Source organism: Prosthecobacter sp., assembly GCF_044226605.1.
Classification (GTDB): Bacteria; Verrucomicrobiota; Verrucomicrobiia; order Verrucomicrobiales; family Verrucomicrobiaceae; genus Prosthecobacter.
The window spans coordinates 89,062-108,936 of the sequence record NZ_JBGAGS010000003.1 but is presented as its reverse complement, the minus strand read 5'-3'; the positions used below and the strand labels follow the sequence as shown (position 1 = coordinate 108,936).

General features: G+C 61.3%; 19 protein-coding genes. 7 read left to right on the top strand and 12 right to left on the bottom strand.

Annotated features, from left to right (window positions below):
- Positions 1–48: 48 nt before the first annotated feature.
- From ACILSO_RS04780 to ACILSO_RS04755, 6 genes are all read right to left on the bottom strand, one after another.
- Entirely contained in the window at positions 49–414 is a 366-nt protein-coding gene (locus tag ACILSO_RS04780) for a hypothetical protein (RefSeq protein WP_395736230.1), read from the bottom strand.
- Positions 415–542: 128 nt separating this feature from the next.
- Positions 543–740, bottom strand: a complete 198-nt coding sequence (locus tag ACILSO_RS04775) for a hypothetical protein (RefSeq protein WP_395736229.1) — start codon at positions 738–740, stop codon at positions 543–545.
- 19 nt (positions 741–759) lie between these two features.
- On the bottom strand, positions 760–1,263 hold the full coding sequence (locus ACILSO_RS04770) for a hypothetical protein (protein ID WP_395736228.1): 504 nt from the start codon (positions 1,261–1,263) through the stop codon (positions 760–762).
- Complete coding sequence (locus ACILSO_RS04765; RefSeq protein ID WP_395736227.1) at positions 1,260–2,528, bottom strand: YhcG family protein; 1,269 nt, start codon at positions 2,526–2,528, stop codon at positions 1,260–1,262. Before ACILSO_RS04765 ends, ACILSO_RS04770 begins: the two co-directional genes overlap by 4 nt.
- Positions 2,529–2,610: 82 nt before the next feature.
- Positions 2,611–2,802 (bottom strand): hypothetical protein, encoded by a 192-nt coding sequence (locus tag ACILSO_RS04760; protein ID WP_395736226.1) that lies wholly within the window; start codon positions 2,800–2,802, stop codon positions 2,611–2,613.
- A gap of 83 nt (positions 2,803–2,885) precedes the next feature.
- Positions 2,886–4,355: a DUF1501 domain-containing protein gene (locus ACILSO_RS04755; RefSeq protein ID WP_395736225.1), complete on the bottom strand. Its 1,470-nt coding sequence runs from the start codon at positions 4,353–4,355 to the stop codon at positions 2,886–2,888.
- 19 nt (positions 4,356–4,374) lie between these two features.
- Between ACILSO_RS04755 and ACILSO_RS04750 the strand changes: the two genes are divergently transcribed.
- Positions 4,375–4,827: a hypothetical protein gene (locus ACILSO_RS04750; protein WP_395736224.1), complete on the top strand. Its 453-nt coding sequence runs from the start codon at positions 4,375–4,377 to the stop codon at positions 4,825–4,827.
- Positions 4,828–4,947: 120 nt separating this feature from the next.
- On the opposite strand, the gene ACILSO_RS04745 is transcribed toward ACILSO_RS04750, so the two are convergent.
- From ACILSO_RS04745 to ACILSO_RS04735, 3 genes are all read right to left on the bottom strand, one after another.
- Positions 4,948–5,844, bottom strand: a complete 897-nt coding sequence (locus ACILSO_RS04745) for a hypothetical protein (RefSeq protein ID WP_395736223.1) — start codon at positions 5,842–5,844, stop codon at positions 4,948–4,950.
- 256 nt (positions 5,845–6,100) lie between these two features.
- On the bottom strand, positions 6,101–7,138 hold the full coding sequence (locus ACILSO_RS04740) for a P-loop NTPase (protein ID WP_395736222.1): 1,038 nt from the start codon (positions 7,136–7,138) through the stop codon (positions 6,101–6,103).
- Between the two features lie 147 nt (positions 7,139–7,285).
- Entirely contained in the window at positions 7,286–8,302 is a 1,017-nt protein-coding gene (locus ACILSO_RS04735) for a glutamine synthetase beta-grasp domain-containing protein (protein WP_395736221.1), read from the bottom strand.
- Between the two features lie 255 nt (positions 8,303–8,557).
- Here ACILSO_RS04735 and ACILSO_RS04730 point away from each other — a divergent pair, with 255 nt between their 5' ends.
- The 4 genes from ACILSO_RS04730 to ACILSO_RS04715 all read left to right on the top strand — a co-directional run bounded on the left by ACILSO_RS04730 (position 8,558) and on the right by ACILSO_RS04715 (position 13,041).
- Positions 8,558–8,956 carry a serine/threonine protein phosphatase gene (locus tag ACILSO_RS04730; protein ID WP_395736220.1) on the top strand — a complete coding sequence of 133 codons (399 nt, stop codon included), beginning with the start codon at positions 8,558–8,560 and terminating at the stop codon, positions 8,954–8,956.
- Complete coding sequence (locus ACILSO_RS04725; protein WP_395736219.1) at positions 8,953–9,768, top strand: PP2C family protein-serine/threonine phosphatase; 816 nt, start codon at positions 8,953–8,955, stop codon at positions 9,766–9,768. Before ACILSO_RS04730 ends, ACILSO_RS04725 begins: the two co-directional genes overlap by 4 nt.
- 158 nt (positions 9,769–9,926) lie before the next feature.
- A complete protein-coding gene (locus tag ACILSO_RS04720; protein ID WP_395736218.1) occupies positions 9,927–10,346 on the top strand; it encodes a CBS domain-containing protein in 420 nt (139 codons plus the stop codon).
- Between the two features lie 67 nt (positions 10,347–10,413).
- The gene (locus ACILSO_RS04715) at positions 10,414–13,041 is read left to right on the top strand and encodes a tol-pal system YbgF family protein (protein WP_395736217.1); all 2,628 of its coding nucleotides are present in this window, start codon (positions 10,414–10,416) and stop codon (positions 13,039–13,041) included.
- A 291-nt stretch (positions 13,042–13,332) separates the two neighbouring features.
- Here ACILSO_RS04715 and ACILSO_RS04710 read toward each other — a convergent pair whose 3' ends face one another.
- Positions 13,333–14,736 carry a DUF1501 domain-containing protein gene (locus tag ACILSO_RS04710; protein WP_395736216.1) on the bottom strand — a complete coding sequence of 468 codons (1,404 nt, stop codon included), beginning with the start codon at positions 14,734–14,736 and terminating at the stop codon, positions 13,333–13,335.
- A 53-nt stretch (positions 14,737–14,789) separates the two neighbouring features.
- The gene (locus ACILSO_RS04705) at positions 14,790–15,944 is read right to left on the bottom strand and encodes a hypothetical protein (RefSeq protein WP_395736215.1); all 1,155 of its coding nucleotides are present in this window, start codon (positions 15,942–15,944) and stop codon (positions 14,790–14,792) included.
- Between the two features lie 325 nt (positions 15,945–16,269).
- Between ACILSO_RS04705 and ACILSO_RS04700 the strand changes: the two genes are divergently transcribed.
- Positions 16,270–16,971: a hypothetical protein gene (locus ACILSO_RS04700; RefSeq protein ID WP_395736214.1), complete on the top strand. Its 702-nt coding sequence runs from the start codon at positions 16,270–16,272 to the stop codon at positions 16,969–16,971.
- Positions 16,972–16,980: 9 nt separating this feature from the next.
- The gene (locus ACILSO_RS04695; RefSeq protein ID WP_395736213.1) at positions 16,981–17,718 is read left to right on the top strand and encodes a glutaredoxin family protein; all 738 of its coding nucleotides are present in this window, start codon (positions 16,981–16,983) and stop codon (positions 17,716–17,718) included.
- Positions 17,719–17,775: 57 nt separating this feature from the next.
- On the opposite strand, the gene ACILSO_RS04690 is transcribed toward ACILSO_RS04695, so the two are convergent.
- Positions 17,776–19,872 (bottom strand): DUF1549 and DUF1553 domain-containing protein, encoded by a 2,097-nt coding sequence (locus ACILSO_RS04690; protein ID WP_395736212.1) that lies wholly within the window; start codon positions 19,870–19,872, stop codon positions 17,776–17,778.
- Between the last annotated feature and the right edge of the window lie 3 nt (positions 19,873–19,875).

The window sequence follows — 19,875 nt, the reverse complement described above, 5'->3', positions numbered from 1 at the left end:
TGGCGGGACAAACTTCAGCAACTTCGGCAAATTCAACGCCAGGGGTTGTCAAAGCCCGGCAGCGGCGGAAAGAGAAACTTCCTCAAAAAACTCAAATACTTCGGGGGGGGACCCGCGGAGCGGCGGTGGAGGAAGAGCAGACAGCGTGATTTCGCTCATTTCGCTCATTTCGCGTGGTGTGTGTCCCGCGTGCGGAGAGGCTGGCAGGGTGAGTTCGCCAATTTCGCCCATTTCGCCGGGTGTGTCTCTCGCACCGTGCGACAGGACGAAGATGGAATAAAACCACTCCATACCACAATATACCGAATGCCCGAAGCAGAGGAAGGCCATCAACAAACTTCCTGTTCCTGGCATGTAAGCCATGAAGGTGTCCTCCGGCAGATAATCATGACCACGAAACGACCTATGGTGCATTTTAAGAGAAGGAAGTGGAAAGATATCCCATGGTGGCTTCCCCCTAGACAGAGAGCAGAGCCTGAGCAGGGCGGCTATACCCCCGAGTATATGAGACTTTTGAGGAAGTTTCTTTCCATCCAACACCATCACGAGAGAGACACACACCCCGCGAAATTGGCGAAATTGGCGAAATTGGCGAACTCCCCCGCCTGAGCCGCCACCGCGTTAGAAACACACCCGGCGAAATGGGCGAAATGGGCGAAGTTGGCGAAGTTGGCGAAGTTAGCGAAGTTAGCGAAGTTAGCGAAGTTAGCGAAGTTGGCGAAATGGGCGAAATCACCCATCCTTCCCCGCTTCGTCTGCTCACTTCCGCAGCGTCAGCTTGGGATCGGTGAGGAGCTTGTTCTGGTAGGTGCCGGCCATATTGAGGCTCGTGTTGATCCAGACGGGGATGCCCTCCTTGTTGGCAGCGGCCACCAGTTCATCCACCAGCTTGTTTTCTGCATCGCGCCAGGGCTTGTGCTGGCTGAGCTTGAGAAGGTGCGGAGACATGCGCTTCTTTTCCTCCTCTGTGAACGGGATGGAGTGCGTGTAGCTCACCACAAAGATGCCGTCCGAGATCCGCTCCGCCGGCTTGGTGCGGTAATGCGCGATGAGCTCGTCCGCATGATCAAACCCCGCCTCGTATTTGCCATCCTCATTGGGGACGAACCACGACGCCGAATCCAGCGAAACCGCCGTCATCGTCACCGCTTGGTATTTGCCTAGAAAGCTCATGGTCATCGTCGGCACTTCTTCGGCATGCAATGCCGTCAGATGGAACACAAAGCCGACCAAAAGGATGAGCAGGGTGGTGTGGGGCTTCATAATGATGGGGAGACTTTGCCACTATTTTTGGTCTCCTTGGCCAAGAGAGTGTTGGATCGCTTCCGAGCCTTGGGTCTTGATGGCGGCTGCTCAGGATTGAGAAACGCCATCTCTCGCTTGAGTTCGGCAGTGAGATCGGCCTCCGAGGGCAGATGCAGCTGGTAGCGGCTGGCATAAATGCTCTGCTGGCCGGTGCCCAGAGTGTATTTCACAGCCGTATCGTTTTTATCCGTGCAAAGGATGAGGCCAAGCGTGGGATTGTCCCCTGGGGTGAGGCGCTCCTGGTCGTAGTAGTTCACATAGAGCTGCATCTGCCCCAGATCTTCATGGGTGAGCTTCCGCACCTTCAGATCAAGCAATACATAGCATTTCAAGACGGTGTGGTAGAAAACGAGATCGACATAGAAGTGATCTCCCTCCAAGGTGAGCCTCTGCTGTCGCGCCACGAAGGCGAACCCTTTCCCCAGCTCCAGCAGAAAGGTCTGCAGGTTGGAAAGCAGTGCATTCTCCAAGTCTGATTCCACCAGGCGATTGCTTTCCGGCAAACCGAGAAACTCGATCACCACGGGATCTTTAAACACATCGGCTGGCTGCTGAATTTCCTGCCCTTTGATCGCAAGAGCGAGAAGCCCCTTCTTGTCCCGGCTCTTTGCGAGACGCTCGAAAAGCAAACTGGCGATCTGACGCTCCAATTCGCGGGCCTTCCAATGGTTCTTCGCAGCCTCGATTTCGTAGAAGGCACGAGCTTCTGATCTGCCGACGCGCATGAGAGCGCGGTAATGCGTCCACGAAAGTCCCGGATGAAGCAGTCCTGGCCTCCATGCAGCGGAACGCGCCGTTTCAATGATGCGGGGCACCAGCGAAGCGACAGAGTCCTCAAGCCTCACCAATACGCTTGGCGATGATCGGCTTTTCATGGCTTGCCCGGAGCCTTGACCCGATTCTTTACGCACTGCGTAAAGAATCGTTTCCCCGGGCAAATCCGGGTAGCTGAGATAGAACTGACGGCAGAGGTTCAGCGACAGTTCGCCATACCCCGCAACACCGTCTTTTTTCAACTGTCTTGCGAGAGCCGGGATAACCTGCCTTCCATATTCCGCCCGCCTTGAACCTTCCTGCTGCTCTTCAACAATCTCCCTGCCGATAAGCCAGTTTGCGACCACTTGAGAGGTATTGACCGAACGAGCCGCATATCCCTGAGACGCAGACAAAATGATCTGCACGCGATCATACACCGCAGCGCAAGTTTTGACAGGCTTCTTCATGACTGAAAGTAGAGGTCCGGCATTTGCCTTCCATGGCAATAAACCGTGATTTACACTGGCGCACCCGAGATCTTACCCGATTTCATGCACGCCTTTTGCTCCACACTCGAGACAATACCGCCTTCAGCTGGCTCTGTTCTTCCACGCCGATCATCCACTGGCTCAGGCCCTGAAACATCGAGTCTTTAAGACACATCGAGTTCATCTCACGCAACCAGAAGGGAAACGGACAGGCCAGACCGATCAGCAGCGACAGCACCACGACGATGATCACAGCTGCAATGATGTACCCCCGGGTATCTCTTTCTTGGGTGGGTTGGCCGGGGGTTCTGACATGCGTTCCACGTTTGCCCCGCCTCACGCCAGCACCGCCTTCACGGGCTCGTGATGCTCCACGCCGGTGAGGCGTTGGTCGAGGCCTTGGAACTTGAAGCTGAACTTGCGGTGGTCGATGCCCATGAGGTGGAGGATGGTGGCGTTGAGGTCGTTGATGTGCACGGCGTCTTTGACCACGTTGTAGCTGAAGTCGTCGGTCTCGCCGTATTCCACGCCGCCTTTGATGCCGCCGCCAGCCATCCACATGGTGAAGCAGCGCGGGTGATGATCACGACCGTAGTTTTCCTTCGTCAGCGTGCCCTGGGAATAGACCGTGCGTCCGAATTCACCGCCCCAGACGACGAGGGTGTCCTGCAGCAGGCCGCGTTGTTTCAGGTCCATGATGAGGGCGGCGCAGGCTCGCTCGCTGTCCTCCACCTGACCGCGCAGGAGCTTTGGCAGATTGTTGTGCTGGTCCCAGCCGCGATGCAGGATCTGCACCACACGCGTGCCGCGCTCGATGAGGCGGCGGGCCATGATGGCGCTGTGGGTGAAGCTGCCGCTGCGGTTCACATCCGGGCCGTACATCTCCAGCGTGGCCTTGCTTTCCTTGCTCAGGTCTGTGAGTTCCGGCACGCTGGTCTGCATGCGGAAGGCCATCTCGTATTGCGCGATGCGGGTCTGAATCTCAGGATCGCCAATGCGGTCGTGGTTGATGGTGTTGAGCTTGTTCAGCGCATCCAGCATGGTGCGGCGGTCCGAGGGATCCACGCCGGGCGGATTCTTCACGTAGAGCACGGGATCGCCCTGGCCGCGCAGGGCCACGCCGGTGTACTTGGTGGGCAGGAAGCCGCTGCTCCACATGCGGGTGAAAAGCGCCTGCGCCTGGCTGGCGGCGGGAAAGGTGGGCGTGAAGACGACGAAGGAGGGCAGGTCATTGCTCTCGCTGCCGAGGCCGTAGCTGAGCCAGGAGCCGATGCTCGGCTTGCCCGGCACCTCGCTGCCCGTCATGACAAAGGTGCAGGCAGGGTCGTGATTGATCGCCGTGGTGCTCACGCTTTTGATCACCGCGATCTCATCCACAATCTTGGCTGTATGAGGCAGCAGCTCGCTCACATAGCGGCCGCACTGCCCGTGCGGGGTGAACTTGAACATGGAGGGCGCGACGGGAAAGCGCGCCTGCCCGCTCGTCATGGTGGTGATGCGCTGGCCGTTGCGGATGCTGTCCGGCAGATCTTTGTCGTAGTGCTTCTGCAGCTGCGGCTTGTAGTCCCACAGGTCCAGCTGCGAGGGCGCGCCATTCATGTGCAGGTAGATGAGGCGTTTGGCCTTCGGAGCGAAATGCGGAAGCCCGGTCAACGCCGGCTGCACCAGCGAGAATGAAGAAGAAGCACCACTGGCAAACTGCTCTCCCAGCATGCTCGCCAGCGCCACGCCACCCATGCGCAACCCTGTCTGCCCAAAGAACTGGCGGCGGGTCTGCTGGCGGTGAAATTCAAGAAAGGGGTCCATAAGGCTGAAATAACGCTGAGTGATGGCGCGGGCTTGCGGCGGAGAGAAAAATGAAGAGCGACTATTCAGCTCTGGCCCCTGGGAAAATCAAGCGGCGGGAGCAGGCTCAGCGGGCTTCAGGCAGCCAAAGAATCGGAGAGAACGGATGCGGCAGGACATTGACCCCACGGCACGACTCACTACCTTCGCCATCATGAAAGAAACACCCAAGCTTTCTTTGTGTTTGTGGATCCTGACAGGGCTCAGTTTGACTGCTTGTGGCGGCGCCTTTCTGTTCACAAGGCACATGCTCAAGCTGCTCCATGAGATTCCAACCAGCGACAAGGACCAGTCAGCCGTCTTTTTTCAGATGAAGACAATGATCGAGGGCTTTGGAGATGTGTTTTACCGGTTTGCCTTCTGCCTGCTCGTTCTTACCATGGTCTGGTATCTTTTGGTGCGCAAGTGCCTGAAGCTTGTCCCGGTCTCGTGAGGTGGTCACACCCTTCTCACGGCAGCGGGTGCCCTCTGGCTCACCTGAAGGCATCGCTGGTGCAGAATCAGGCAGGCTGGCTGCATAGGAGAGTGCCGCAGGCTCGGCGACCCACCCACCTCACCGAGTTTTCGGTGCTGGTGCCGGTTTCACTTTCGGTACAGCAGTGGGTGCGGGATATGGATAGGCGCCGGCGTTTGTCGGAAGCAGCAGGCCGTCGATCAGCGAATCAGATCCAGCTTTTCCCTTGGAAGTAGGCTTCCAGAACAAGCGAGACGGCTCCTTCAGCTTGCCATCGAACGCCAGCGTGTGTTTCACGAAATTCAGCTTCACCGATGAGTCCACCTTGGCTGGCTCAATCACTTTCATCTGGGGGGTGAAAATTTGCCCCGTCCCCACCAACAGCATCTCCTGCGACGGGCTACGATAGTGGATCTCAGTTGCCCAGATGCTGTAAGAACCACCGGGCGTGATGACGGTCACGAGCGCCCTTTTGGCTTTGGCCAGCCTTACCGGTCCAGTCTTCCCCTCGCGTGTGAAACGGAGGCTCTGGGCCTGCAGCACGACGTAGGGAGACTGGCAGAGCACCAGCTGCCGGCGCGGTGTGGAGGGCTTCACCCGCCACGGGTCGTCCACCACCCAGGTGACGGGGTCCACCCACGCGAGGGTGTAGGTCAGGCCATCCACAGCAGCGGAAGCGCCCTTGCCCACCAGGGTGCCGGGACGTGGCGCATTGCGGCCGCCCTGAGTCCAGGCCAGCTCCGCATCTTCAATGCGCATGCTGGCCGGGACGGTCTGATTTTCAGACACCGTCAGCTTCGGCTGCTTCTTCTCCGACCATGCTTCGAGCTGCGGGGTGGGCAGCTTGAGCTTGTCTCTGTCCCGGTGCGTCACCGCATTGTGCGTGCCATCCACCGCCATGGCGCCCCAGATGCCCACACATGGCGTGAGCCAGGGAAAGGAGAGCAGGCAGGCTGCGGAGACAAACAGGAAGCGCCGGAGGTTTTCTCGCTGCATTGCCGGACGATGAGGCTCGGCCCGCCGTGGTGCAAGCCTGCATTTCCCACGGCTTCATCAGAGCGAGGTGCCCTTGAGCATGCCTTATGGCACCGGCTGAGGCCACGAGAGTCCGAGCCGAGAGCTCGGCTGGGAGGATGAGGAAGCATGGACGCCGCAGCAGCAAATGGAGGCCGAACATCGAAAGCCGATGCGCGCCATGAATGCGCGGCCTTTGCGGAGGATGCTGTGCTCAATGAACCGGCGGAGAATCGCCTCACTTCACCTTCGCTGCGATCTCGCGAAAGACCTTGGAGGTGGCGGATTTGGCGGGATCTTCGAGGGCGACGGGGTGGCCTTCGTCGCCGCATTCGCGGACGTGCATTTCGATGGGAATCTGGCCGAGGAGCGGGACGCCGAGGCGCTTGGCTTCGTGCTCGCCGCCGCCTTTGCCGAAGATGTGGTACACCTGCCCGTCGCTGGGGCAGAGGAAATAGCTCATGTTTTCGATGATGCCCATGATCGGCACATTCACCTTCTGAAACATGCCCACCGCCTTGCGCGCATCGATGAGCGCCACTTCCTGCGGCGTGGTGACAATCACCGCGCCATCGAGCGAGACGGTCTGCACGATGGTGAGCTGGATGTCTCCGGTGCCAGGGGGGAGGTCGAGCACAAGGACGTCCAGATTGTCCCACGCGACCTGCCGCAGAAACTGCTGCGTGTAGCGGGTGGCGATGGGGCCGCGCACGATGACCGGCGAGCTGTCCTCCAGCAGGAAGCCCATGGAGATCAGCTGGATGCCGTATTTCTCAATCGGCACGATCTGCTGCTCCTCGTTCTGGTAGGGGCGCTCATCGGTGCCAAACATGAGGGCGATGCTGGGGCCGTACAAATCGCAGTCGCATAGGCCGGTGCGCAGGCCGCTCTGGCTGAGGGCGATGGCGAGATTGGACGCGACGGTGCTCTTGCCCACGCCGCCTTTGCCAGAGGCCACGGCGATGATTTTTTTCACACCGGGGATGCTGGATTTGCCCAGTTTTTCCGACGCGGTCACGCCTGCGCCGGGCGGGTCTTTGATGTCAAAATTCAGCTTCACCTGGCCGACGCCAGCCACCTTGTTCAGCACATCCGTGGCCTGCTCGTGAATGAGGCGGGGGATGTTGGGATCCTTGGTGGCAATGGAGATGTCGATGGTGACGTCCTTGCCTTCAATGTGAATGCCTTTGACGAGGCCGAACGAGAGGATGTCACGGCTGAAACCGGGGTAGCGGACGTTGCCGAGGGCGTTGCGGATGTCTTGTTCGGTAGGCATGGGAGGTTGGGGGATACGCCTGACGTAGCGCGAAGGGGCGGGTTTGCAAACAAAGGGGAGGGTCAAAAAGCGTTATCCGCACGCACCAAAAAAAACGCCGCCTGTTTCCAGGCGGCGTTCGTGGAGAGAGGATGTCTCGGCAGCCGATCAAGGCTTCGGCACTTCGGAGATCGTCTTGAGAATGCGCGAGGCGATCTGGTAAGGATTGCCCTGGCTGTTTGGACGACGGTCTTCCAGGTAGCCTTTCCAGCCGTTTTTCTTGAAGCTGTGCGGCACGCGGATAGACGCACCACGGTCGGCGATGCCCCAGGAGAACTTGTCGATGCTCTGGGTCTCATGCAGGCCGGTGAGGCGCATGTGGTTGTCCGGACCATAGACGGCGATGTGCTCGGCGCAGTTCTTGTCGAACTGGGCCATGAGGGCGAGGAAGTAGGGCTCGCCGCCGGTTTCACGCATGTACTTCGTGGAGAAGTTGGCGTGCATGCCGGAGCCGTTCCAGTCGGTGGCGCCGAGGGGCTTGCAGTGGTACTCGACGTCCACGCAGTATTTTTCGCAGAGACGGTTCAGGATGTAACGGGCCACCCACACCTGGTCGGCAGCGGTCTTGGAGCCCTTGCCGAAGATCTGGAATTCCCACTGGCCCTTGGCCACTTCGGCGTTGATGCCTTCGTGGTTGATGCCGGCGTCAAGGCAGAGGTCGAGGTGCTCCTCGACGATCTGACGGGCGATGTCTCCCACATTGGTGTAGCCCACGCCTGTGTAGTAAGGGCCCTGGGGGGCGGGATAGCCGTGCTCGGGGAAGCCGAGAGGGCGGCCGTCCTGGTAAAGGAAGTATTCCTGCTCAAAGCCAAACCAGGCGTCCGAATCGTCAAGGATGGTGGCGCGGTCGTTGGAGGCGTGCGGGGTGCCATCCGCATTGTAAACTTCGCACATGACGAGCACGCCGTTCTTGCGGCTGCTGTCAGGGTACACGGCCACAGGCTTCAGCACGCAGTCAGAGCTGCCGCCAGGGGCCTGTTTGGTGGAAGATCCATCAAAGCCCCAATCGGGCAGTTCTTCCAGCTTAGGGAAGCTGGCAAAGTCCTTGAGCTGAGTCTTGCTGCGGAGATTGCGGACCGGCTGATAACCGTCCAGCCAGATGTATTCGAGTTTGTATTTGGCCATGGTTGAGTGTTTGGATTTAGTCTTGCTTTTGGCCTCCGGAGACTTCTCCTCGGCGTTGGCAAGGCGAGATTTGAGCATGTTGCATGCCAGAAGCTAGATGTTTTTTAGGAATTTGCGGTTTCTTGGATTGATTGGGGAGTGAAAGCTCCGCCTCACCCCCATCCTCCCACCGCCGCTCCCTTCCCTGCAAAAAAAGAACGGCGCGGGCTCTTGCGCATCTTTGCCGCAGGCTGGAACGTTGCCCTTTCACCCACCATGCACGAAGCCAAAAACACCGCCCGCGCCATTGTGCACATCGGCTATGACGGCAAGGTGTACAAACAGTTCAAAGGGCACAACGCCCAGGGACGCTTTGAAAACGAGGTGCGGGTGCTCAAGGTGCTGGAGGAGCGCGGCTGCAACTACGTGCCGCGCCTGCTGGAGTCCGACCCCGCGGCGCTCAAGATCGTGACCACCAACTGCGGCTCAATCGTCACCCACATCAGCGAGAAGCGGGTGAAGGAGCTGTTTGACGACCTGGAGCGCGACTACGGTGTACGCCATGAGGACGCCTTTGCCCGCAACATCACCTACCGCAACAGCGACGGGAGGTTTTGCCTGATCGATTTCGAGCTGGCCACCGTTCTTGACCAGCCGCCGAAGCCTGCTGCATGACCGAATCAGAACCCAACCAACCGCCAAGCCACATCCTCTGGTCCGGCATGACCCACCGCGGTCGTGTGCGCCAGAACAATGAGGACACCTTCCTGTGCCTGAACTTTGACGCTCATGAGGTGCGCTACCTGGGCAAGATAGGCGACTCCAGCCTGGAACGCGGAGACTTCGTCTTTGCGGTGAGCGACGGCATGGGTGGAGCGAAGTCAGGGGAATTTGCCAGCAAGATCGCCGCAGAAAAGATCACCCAGCTGCTGCCGAAGAGCTTCAAGCAGTCCGCCCAGCACATCGCCATTGGTCATGGGGACATTTTGGGAGAGCTTTTCAGCCGCATCCATGAGGAACTGATCAAGCTGGGGCGCTACTACGAGGAATGCCGCGGCATGGGTGCGACTTTGAGCCTGGGCTGGTTCACGCCGGGGTGGCTGCACTTTGCCCACATCGGGGACAGCCGCATCTACTGGCTGCCGAAGGCGGGGCCGATGAAGCAGCTCACGCATGATCACAGCTACGTGGGCCATCTGGTGCGCAAGGGAGAGCTCAATGAACGCCAGGCGCGTACGCACCCGCGCAAGAGCGTGCTCATGCAGGTGCTGGGCGCCAACCGCCAGTTTCTGGAGCCTCACCTCGGCTCCGTAAACTGCGAGAGCGGCGACCGCTTTCTCTTCTGCACAGACGGCGTGATCGACGGCATCTGGGACCGCCGCCTGGGAGACATGCTGGCAACGGAAGACGCCAGGGCGATCGTGGAATACGCCGTGGCTGAGTCCGGCAGGGACAATGCGAGCGCGGTGGTGGTGGAACTGAGGTGATGAAGGGCGGGGACGATGGCGTTGATGCCTTTGGTTCTCGGTTCTCGGTTCTTGGTTCTTGGTGGAATGAGGGTGGTGCTGCGCAACATCTGCCCACGCATGCCCAAGGCGGGCGGAGCAGCGGAGGGCGTACGCCTGCATGTTTCATGCACCAACCCATGAAACGAAACGACCCCATCTCCCACCTGATGTCCCGAAACGTGATCACCGCCCACCACGGCGATCCCATTTCCAAAGTCCGCGCCCTTTTCCGCACGAATGGCATGCACCACATCCCCGTCGTCAATGGCGAGCAGCTTGTGGGCATCATCACTTGGAGCGACATCCTGCGCGTGAGCTTTGGCGATGCCTTTCAGACCGATGAACGCACCGTGGATGCCACGCTGGACCACACGCTGACGCTTGAGCAGGTCATGCAGAAGAACCCGGTCACGCTGGCAGAAACGGGCACCGTGCGGGAAGCGGCGGAGCTGCTGGCCGGCGGCACCTTCCACGCCCTGCCCATCGTGTCCGGCACGAAGCTCGTGGGCATCGTCACCACCACGGATCTCATCAAGTATCTGCTCGATCAGTTCTGAATCAGAAGCCAAGGGTGCAGCATTCTTCTTTGCCGCGGGGCGAATGCTGCGATAGGCTCCATGCAGCATGCCTGAGTCCCGCAGTATCTTATTTGCAGCCGCCGCCCTTTTCGCCTTTCCCGCCGCACTGGGCGCCGCGGGGCTGGAGGAGTCTGCGGAATATGTCTCGGCGCGGCAGGCGCTGGCAGACGGACTGCCCGGAGTGGCCGGGGTGAAGGCGGAGCGGCTGCTGAAGCGCAAAGGCTGGACGCGGGTGGAGACCCGCCTGCTGGCCACCTTTGCCGCGGAGGCCTGGACGCGCGCCGAAGAGGGCCCACGCGTGCTGGCGCTGGCGGAGGCCTATGATCTGGATGACGAGGCCTTCTGGCGCGGCCAGGCACTGGCCCTGACGGGAGATCTGGCGGCGGCGCGCAAGGCTTTGGCGGAGGATTCAGACACAACCCACCATCCGCGCACGGAGCTGCTGCTGGCGCAGGTGCTGGCTGCGCTGGGAGAGAACGCCGAGGCACGCGATGCGCTCGCTCCTCTGCTGGCAGACTCCAAAGACGCCGCGCTGCAAAAGCATGCGCGCCTGCTGCAAAGCGAGATCGACATCAACGAGGGCAAGCCCGCCACGGATCTGCCCGAAGCTGCGGAGGATGCCGCCACGCGCTTTCTGCGCGCACGCGCGCTGCTGCAAAGCGGGCGGGTGGAGCCTGCGCAGGAGATTCTGCAGTCCGTGCTGGACTCCCCGCAGGGAGGAGAGCGCATGCACCAGGCGGCCACCCTGCTGCAGGCGGAGGCGCTGCTGCGACAGAAGCGGGTGGCGGAGGCGCAGGCGCATCTGCTGAAGTTTCTGGACGCCACGGCCTACAGCCGGCTGTGGGAGGAGGCCTTTGACCTGCTGAACCGCGTACACGAGCAGGAGCCCCAGTCCGCCACCATGCCTGAGGGCGTGCTGCGCTGGATTTCCTCTGGAAACAAGGCGCAGCAGCTGCCAGACCCACCCCCGGTGCTGGCGGCGGCCACAGCGGAGTTTCGCGGACATGCGATGTACCTCACCGCCCAATGGCTGGCGGCGCTGAAGCGCGATGACGAGGCTGTGGGCCTGCTGGAGGCGCTGATCCAGTCGCACACGAGTCATCCGCGCCTGAGCGAGGCGATGAGCCTGGCCATGGAGATCTATGCCAGCCACCACAGCGACGAGCGCGTGCTGGTGCTGGCGGAGGCATGGCGGGAGAAGTTCAGCCGCTCCTCCGTGCCGGTGGATTTTGCCGTGGGCAGCCTGCTCTACCGCCGTGGAGACCACCAGGAGGCGGTGGAGGTGTTTCAAAACGCCGCCAACGTGGCCGCCACGCTGACGGAGCGCCGGCGTGCACTTTTCAATGCGGCGGTGGCGGCCATTTCAGCGAGTGATTTCACCTTGTACCAAAGCCTGCTGGGCCAGCTGGAGATCCTGACAAACACCGCTGCGGCCGGCGTGGACAGCAACGATTCCGCTGCCACCCTGGAGCTTGAGAAGGCCCTGGAGCTTGCCGCTGGTCACAAGCCGGAGGCGGAGTCCGCACTGCGCGCCTTCATCCGCGCCCACCCGAAACATCCGCGCTTTGCGGATGCGTGCGTGGCGCTGGCGGAGTGGCAGCTGATGGCCGTGCCGCCGCGTGTCGATGAAGCGCGGAAGGCCCTGGACAATGCCACCACCGCCAAGACCGAGCTCTCCCCGGCGCAGTTGCAGCGCATCGACTACACGCGGATGTGGCTGAGCGATGCCGCTGGAGATCTGAAAACGCTGGTCACGCAGGGAGCCGCATTCATCAAGGCATGGCCCAAGGGCGCACTGCTGCCGGAGGTGCGGCTGAAAATCGCCGGGGCCTACTACCGGCTGGAGGATTATGCGAACGCGCGCACCGAATTTGAGATCATCGCGCGCGATGCCCCGGACGGTCCACAGGCGGATTCCGCGCTGTATTTTGCTGCGATGTCCGCCAACTCGGTGATGAGCTTGGAAGGCCGGAAGCGTGCCATGGAAATCTGGGAGGAGCTGGCGCAGAAGAACGGCCCGCTGGCCGTGGCGGCGCGCAGGCAGCAGGCGCTCTCTGAAAGGCTGCAAGGAAATCACGCCGCAGCCCTGGCCGCGCTGGACAAAGTGCTGGCCATGAAGGCGCTGGATCCCGAGCAGCGTCTGGCCACCATCTGCGAGAAGGCGGAACTGCTCCTGCTGCTGGGCAAAACCGAGCCCGCACGCCTGGACGCTGCCGCGGACCTGCTGGACGAATTTCTCACCGATCATGCCCTGCCCTTTCTGTGGAAGGCGCGCGCGGGCTTCACGCTGGCCTCCATTCACCACGATGCGAAGCACGACACCGAGGCACTGGAAGCCTGCTACAACGTGCTGCGAGAGGCAGACAAAACGCCGCCCGCCAGCCCGGCGGACTACGTCTGGTTTTCCAAGGCAGGATTCTTCGGCGTGGACCTGCTGGAAGCCTCGCGCCAGTGGGAGGCCGCAGCCCGTCTGGCGGAGCAGATCGCCCAGCGCCCTGGCGACCGTGCCGTGGAGGCCCGCGACCGCGCCACGAAGGTCCGCCTGGAGCATTTCCTCTGGGACGGCCCCTCCCCCACCCTGCCCAAGGTGCTGAAGTTTGACGAAGCACCTGAGAAGCCTGCGGCCGCTCCGGACAAAGCCGGTGCGAAGGGGACGAAAAAGAAGGCGAAGTGAGGCGGTATTCGGTTCTTGGTTTGTTGACCGGCGGGAGATCCGGCCTGCCATTTTATACCATGGTGCAGCATCGGACTTTCGCCTTTTAATTTTTGACATGCGCGAGGAAGAGACGGTCCACGTGTTGAAACACTGGTGTCGTCCGCGCTTTGCGTCCTGGACTGCGCCGGACCTCCGGCGCTTTCGAACGTCCAAAGACACGCGAAAGCTCCAGAGACTGGAGAACTCCAAGACGCAAAGCGACCACGTGTAGTCTGCGGTTTAAAGGCGTTCAGAGGCGGGCGAACGCCCCTACGCCAGCAGCCCTTTCTTCACCTCGCCGAACACATCCGTCAGTCGAAAATCTCTGCCCGCATAGCGGTACGTCAGCCGCTCATGATCCAGCCCCAGAAGGTGCAGCATCGTCGCGTGAAGATCATGCAGATGCACTTTGTCCTGCTCGGCTTTCATGCCGGTTTCATCGGTGCTGCCGTAGCGGATGCCGGGCTTTGACCCGCCGCCGGCCAGCCACATGGTGAAGCCGAGGTTGTCGTGATCGCGTCCGTTGTTTTTGTTGAGCGTGGGCGGGCGGCCAAATTCGCCGCCCCAGAGCACGAGAGTATCTTCGAGCAGGCCGCGCTGTTTGAGATCGGTCAGCAGCGCGGCGACGGGCTGGTCGGTTTCGCGGGCGTGCTGCGGGTGGCCCTTGAATATGTCTGAGTGATCGTCCCAGAACTCGTGATTCACCTGGATGAAGCGAACGCCGGCCTCCGCAAACCGGCGTGCCATGAGGCAGGCGCGGCCGATCTGATCGGTGGGCTTGCCATCGCCGATGCCATACATCTCCTGCGTGGCCTTGCTTTCCTTGTTGAGGTTCATCACCTCGGGCATCTCGCGCTGCATGTTGAAGGCCAGCTCCGCGGAGGTGATGAGGCCTTCCAGTGCTTCATTGCTGCCGTCCTGCGCGAGTTTCTGCCGGTTGAGCGACTGCACGAGATCGAGCTGCCGCCGCTGGGCGGGCACATCCAGCCGCGCATTTTTCATGAAGGGGAGCTGGATGTCCTTCAGCGGTGTGGCGGGAAATTCGGGGCTTGCGCCATTGCCACTGTCCTGGCCGATGGGGGTGCCGCCGCAGACCGCCGGCAGAAACGCGCAGCCGTGCTTGAGCGGACCACCGCCGGAGAAGGAGGGATTGATGGTGACAAAGCCCGGCAGGTTTTGATTTTCCGTGCCAAGGCCATACACACACCACGAGCCCACGCTGGGCCGCGTGAAGGCAAAGCTGCCGGTGTTCATCTGCAGAATGGCCTGCGGATGCGCGCTGTGATCCGTGTGCATGGAATTGATGACGCACAGGTCATCCGCATGCCGCGCGATGTTGGGCAGCAGATCAGAGATGAGCATGCCGCTCTGCCCGCGCGGCTTGAAGGCCCACGGAGACTGGTAATACATCGTCGTGCTTCCCTTCGCGATCGGCACCTCGTGCTGTTTCGTCAGCGCTGGTTTGAAATCAAACGTGTCCACCTGCGAGGGGCCGCCCTGCATGAAGAGGAAGATCACCCGCTTCGCCCGCGCCGGAAAATGCGTCCGCGCCGGCACCAGCGGATTCACCAGCGCCGCCTGTGCATTTGCACCGAACAAGCCGCGCAGAGCGAGCATGCCAAACCCGGCGCTGGAGGCGCTGAGGAGACGGCGGCGGGATGCGAGCGGACCCATCGAAGACTTATACGCGTCGCTGGCGGGAAAGTTTTCGCGGGAGAGCGGCACTATCAGTGCCCGATGTATTTGACATTCACCTCTCCTGCTCCCGGTACGTTCATCACATAAATGCCTGAGCCGATCGGGCGGAGAGTGACTTTGGTTCCGTTGCTGTAGGAATAGAAGCTCTGCGTCCTGCCGCCTGTCTGCTGGTAGGCCTTGCCATTGACGAGATGGAAGATTTTCCCGGGCGCGAAGCCGTCGAAGTTGCCTTGCAGAAAGCTGCTCACGGCGCCATCGTCGTGGTTCACCCCCGGTCCAGGCACCCGCTCCTTCATGGCGGGGGAGAGATTGTCGAAGCGCTTCTGATTCAGCCAGGCCGCGAGGACCTCGCGTTCCTGCTGCTGCAGTTTCTGCCTCCAGGTGTTGTTGTTCGGCGACTGCAGGTTCGGATTCATCACCCACTCCCGCAGGGCTGCCTGTTCATTCATGTCCAGCTTGTCCACGCCAGATGCGGCGCGGTCGCGGGACGACATCATGGCGGCCAGCGGACCCACCTGGTTTGCCTGTGCGGCGGCGGTGGCCTGTTGCTGCTGCTGCATCGCTGCCGCCTGCTGTGCCTGGGCGGCGGCCACTTCGGCCTCGTACTGCTGGCGCTGGCGCGCCTCCTCGGCGTCCAGGATGCGCTGGCGCTCGGCACGCTCGGCGGCGCGCTGAGCACGCTGGGCGTCCTGAATCTTCTGGGCTTCCATGAGGTACTGCTGCTGCCGGGCATAGGCTTCGGCAGCGGCCTGACGCGCGGCCTCCTGGCGCGCAGCTTCGGCACGCTGGCCGGCGGCGCTGGTTGCATTGTCTTCAGCGGCCATGCGCTCCCTGAGAGCTTGCGCGTCCCGATACTGCTGCTGTGCGGCGGCTTCGCGCTGGAGACGCGCCTGCCTCTGCTCCGGAGTTTCAACCATCGAGTTCAGCTTTTCGAGGGCTTTCGGATGCAGGGTGTTGAGCGGTATTTTGCCGATGCCATCGTCCGTCATCACGCGCAGCGCATCTGGCAGCATGCCCGTGATTTTGCGCACGCGGCGCACGGTGCCATCGGCCATGAGGATCTCGACGAAGCCATTGATCTCCACCACCGGAGCCGCTTCATTGACGACCTGCACCGCTGCGACTGCGTCAGGCAAGACCGGGCAGAGAGCGAGCACGGCAACTGCGAGGATGGGTAATTTCATGGTGATAAAAACAGGATTCCAACGTTCGAGCTAGGTCAAAGATGTAACGACAAGCATCTGCATGTCCAAGACATTCTTAGAGGCAAATCAGAACGTGAGGGGACCTGCGAAGTTTCGCGGAATTTTAAGGCAAAATAAAATCGGCGTTTTGTATGTCACGCGGATCGATAACGCCCTGCGGCTGAACGTGCTGCCTTCCGCCACATTCGTTGCGGGGCATTCCGTGCGTCCGGCGGGATCGCCACGGACGATCCCATGCTACCGACTCACGGAGGCGCATCATTCAGCTTCCCGTCTTCCCGTTCCCCCTCCCCTCCACTCTGTCATGTACTACCTTTCACCGGATGCGATGCTCGCCCAACTGGAGGCTGGCTTCAAAGCAAACTCCCTCCGCCTCAAGGCCGTGGAAAACGACCTTCGCTCCAAGCTGCAAAGCGGTCGCGAGTTCGGCGCCAGCCACGCAGCCACTGCGGATTTCAACCATCCGTGGAACGATGTTGAAAAATCTTTGGGCCACATTCAGCACCTAGCTGCTGAGACAGACCTCGCTTACACCGGAAAGCCCGCTCAGGCGGACATCGAGCGTGCCCTGCAATCATGGAAGGCCCTGCAGGAAGAAATCGCCCGGCTGGAGAAAACCCTTTCGGAACTGCGCGACGAGGCCGCCAGTCTCGATGTCTCCTCCCGGCGGGCATGGAACACCCTGGCGCAGTCTTTGGAGGGAGATTTGCAGATCCTCCTCGCCTGCTCCCGCACGCTGCGCATCCGGCTGGACCTGCTTGACGGGCGCAGCCAGGAGGAGGTGGACGAATTCCTCCGGTTTGTGCTGGCGGAACTGCGGGAGCAACCGCTGCCCAAGGGCGTGGATGCCAGCACCTACGAGCTTGATTACCTCAAGTCGGCCATCGAGACAGCCCACGAAAAGCACGAGAGCCTGGGATTTCCCACCATCATCAAAACGCTTTTCACCTGGTACGAAAAACCCGAGGAGCGTGTGGCCCGCACGCTGCAGGTCCCCGTTGACTGACCGACTGCCATGAAACCCAAAGCGAGCATTCACCGCATGGTCACGCCCAAGCATTTATGCCCCTGGGGCGTGAAGGCGCTGGATCTGCTGCATCGCCATGGTTACGAGGTCGACGATCATCACCTGACCAGCGAGGAGGCGAACGAGCGCTATAAAAATGAGCACGGGTACAAAGAGACGCCGCAGATCGACATCGCAGGAGAACACATCGGCGGGTACGACACCCTGCGGGAACATCTGGGCCTGCCACCAGACCCCAAGGAGGGGCCAACCTACCAGCCCGTGGTAGCGGTGTTTTCCATCGCCCTGCTCATGGCACTGGCGGAAAGCTGGTCGTTAGGACGTCCACTTTCCTTCGTTCATGTGGCAGGGCAGTTCGTAGCCTTCAGCATGTGTGTGCTCGGGATTTTAAAACTGCGGGATCTGCAGTCGTTTGCCACCGGCTTTGTGCAGTATGACCTGCTGGCCCGGCGCTACGTGCCCTACGCACACGCGTATGCGTTTATCGAGACGCTCGGCGGCGTGCTCATGCTCGGAAACCTGCTGACCTGGATGGTGGCCCCTCTGGTTCTGGTCGCCAGCACGATTGGCGCAGTCTCCGTCGTGAAAGCAGTTTATATCGAGAAGCGAGATCTCAACTGTGCCTGCGTTGGCGGCGGCAGCCAGGTGCCCCTGGGGTTCATCTCCCTGACGGAAAACCTCATGATGATGGCCATGGCGGTGGGGATGCTTGTCCGGCAGGTCTGAATGCACGGGTGAAACAGAAATCACAGCGCCAGCAGCGCGATGACGATGTTCTTCACTTCAATACACCACCTGAAACTCCCCGCTCTGCATGAGCGCATGGCAGAGCTGCGCCCAGCCATTGGGTGTGTCTCCGGCGCTTGCGAGAAAGGCACGCAGCGTTTGCTGTTCTTCTGCCGTCGGGGCGCGGCAGCAGGCCATCTTCCAGGCGCAGGTGATTTTCTCTTCAGGGGTGCGGCCGCTGAGGCGGCGAGCGAAGGATTCTGCCTGGCGCATGACTTGATCGCTGTTCATCAGCAGCAGGGACTGGACGGGGGTGATGCTGGCGGAGCGGCCGCCGATGACGAGACCGGGATCGGCGGCGTTGAAGCACTGCATCATGGGCATCTGCGCGCCGCGCACGATCGGCAGATAGACACTGCGGTGGGTGGTGTCGTCCTGGAGATCGTTGAGGAAATGTCTGCGGCCCACTTCGCGGCCCTGGGGCGTGATGGCCTGCGCCTTGTCGGCCACGGGAGAGCCTTCGCGCGGGGTGAGATCAAGCGTGCCGCCGAGAGCAAGGATGGCGTCTCGCAGGGGCTCGGCTTCGAGTCGTTTGCGATTGGCGCGCCAGAGGAGGAGGTTGGCGGGGTCCTGCGCCTGCGCGAGATCTGAGCGGGTGCTGGAGCTGAGCTGGTAGGTGCGCGAGAGAACGAGCTCGCGGATGAGGCCTTTGATGGACCAGCCTTCATTCACGAAGCGTGCGGCGAGGTCATCGAGCAGTTCGGGGTGGCTGGGCCTGCCCCCCATGCGACCGAAGTCGTCAGGTGAGTCTACCAGCCCGCGGCCAAAGAGATGCAGCCACACGCGGTTCACAAAGACGCGCCCGGTCAGCGGATTCTGCGGACTGGCGATCCAGTCAGCGAGCTGCCTGCGCCCGCTCTCTTTCGGACCGATGGGGGCGAGCTTGACCGGGATGGCGGAGAGCGCGCCGCGCTTCACGGGAGCGAGCGGTTTTTTGATTTCGCCTTTGTCAAAGACAGGGCAGTCGAGCGGCGTCTCAGCTTCGCGTACGGACATGCCGAGCGGCGGGGCCTTGGGCATGCTCTTTTGTTTTTCCGCGAGCTTCTTCTGCCATTCTCCGACGTCTCTTTCCAGCACGGTGAGGGTGCTCATCTTCTCCGCCATCTCCTTGGGCATGACCGCGTTTTTCTGCGCGGGATTGATGCCGGCCTTCACGAGTTCTTCGCGCATGGTGTTGCGCTTCTTTGCCACTTCAGCGTAGTCCTTCTGCATCTCGGCGATGTCTTTTTCGTGCTGCTTCACGGCCTGCATGCGCTGCACGCCATCGGGGCCGAGGGGCATTGCATCGGCTTCTTTTTTGACGTTGTTGGTCTCCACGCCGGAGAGGTTCTGCGTACTGCGGAAGATGCCGGCGAGCGCGTGGTAGTCGGCGGTCGGGATGGGGTCAAACTTGTGGTCGTGGCAGCGTGCGCAGTTGGCGCTGAGGGCGAGGAAGGCATGGCAGGTGGCGTCGATCTGATCGTCCGCGACGTTCATGTCGTAGAGCATGAGGTCGGATTCGCCGAGCGACTTGACGCCGATGTTGAGAAAGCCGGTGGCAAGAAGCTGGTCATCGTGCCGCAGGGCATCCGGCGCAGGCGGCAGCAGATCTCCGGCGATCTGCTCGCGGATGAATTCATCAAAGGGAGTGTCGCGATTGAAGGCGCGCACGACGTAGTTGCGGTAGCGCCAGGCGAGCACGTAGGCCATGTTTCGGGTGTTGCCGCTGGTCTCGGCGTAGCGTGCCACATCCAGCCAGTGGCGGCCCCAGCGCGCGCCGAATTCGGGCGAGGCGAGCAGCCTGTCCACCACAGCGGGGAGCTGCGAGATTTCGAAATTCTCCATCACCTCCAGCGGCGGCGGCAGGCCGATGAGATCGAAATAAATGCGCCGCAGGAGGGTCAGTGGCGCAGCATCGGCATTCGGCTGCAGCCCGGCCTGCTCCAGACGCGCAAGAATGAAATGATCCACACGCGAGCGCGGCCAGCCCCGCTGCTGCAGCTGCGGCAGAGGCTGCCGTGCAAAGGGCCGCAAGGACCACAGCGGCGCCGTAGGCGGAGTGCCTGCCAGAAGCAAAACCGGCAGGCTGAGCAGGAGTGTGAGGCGCGCGATCACGCG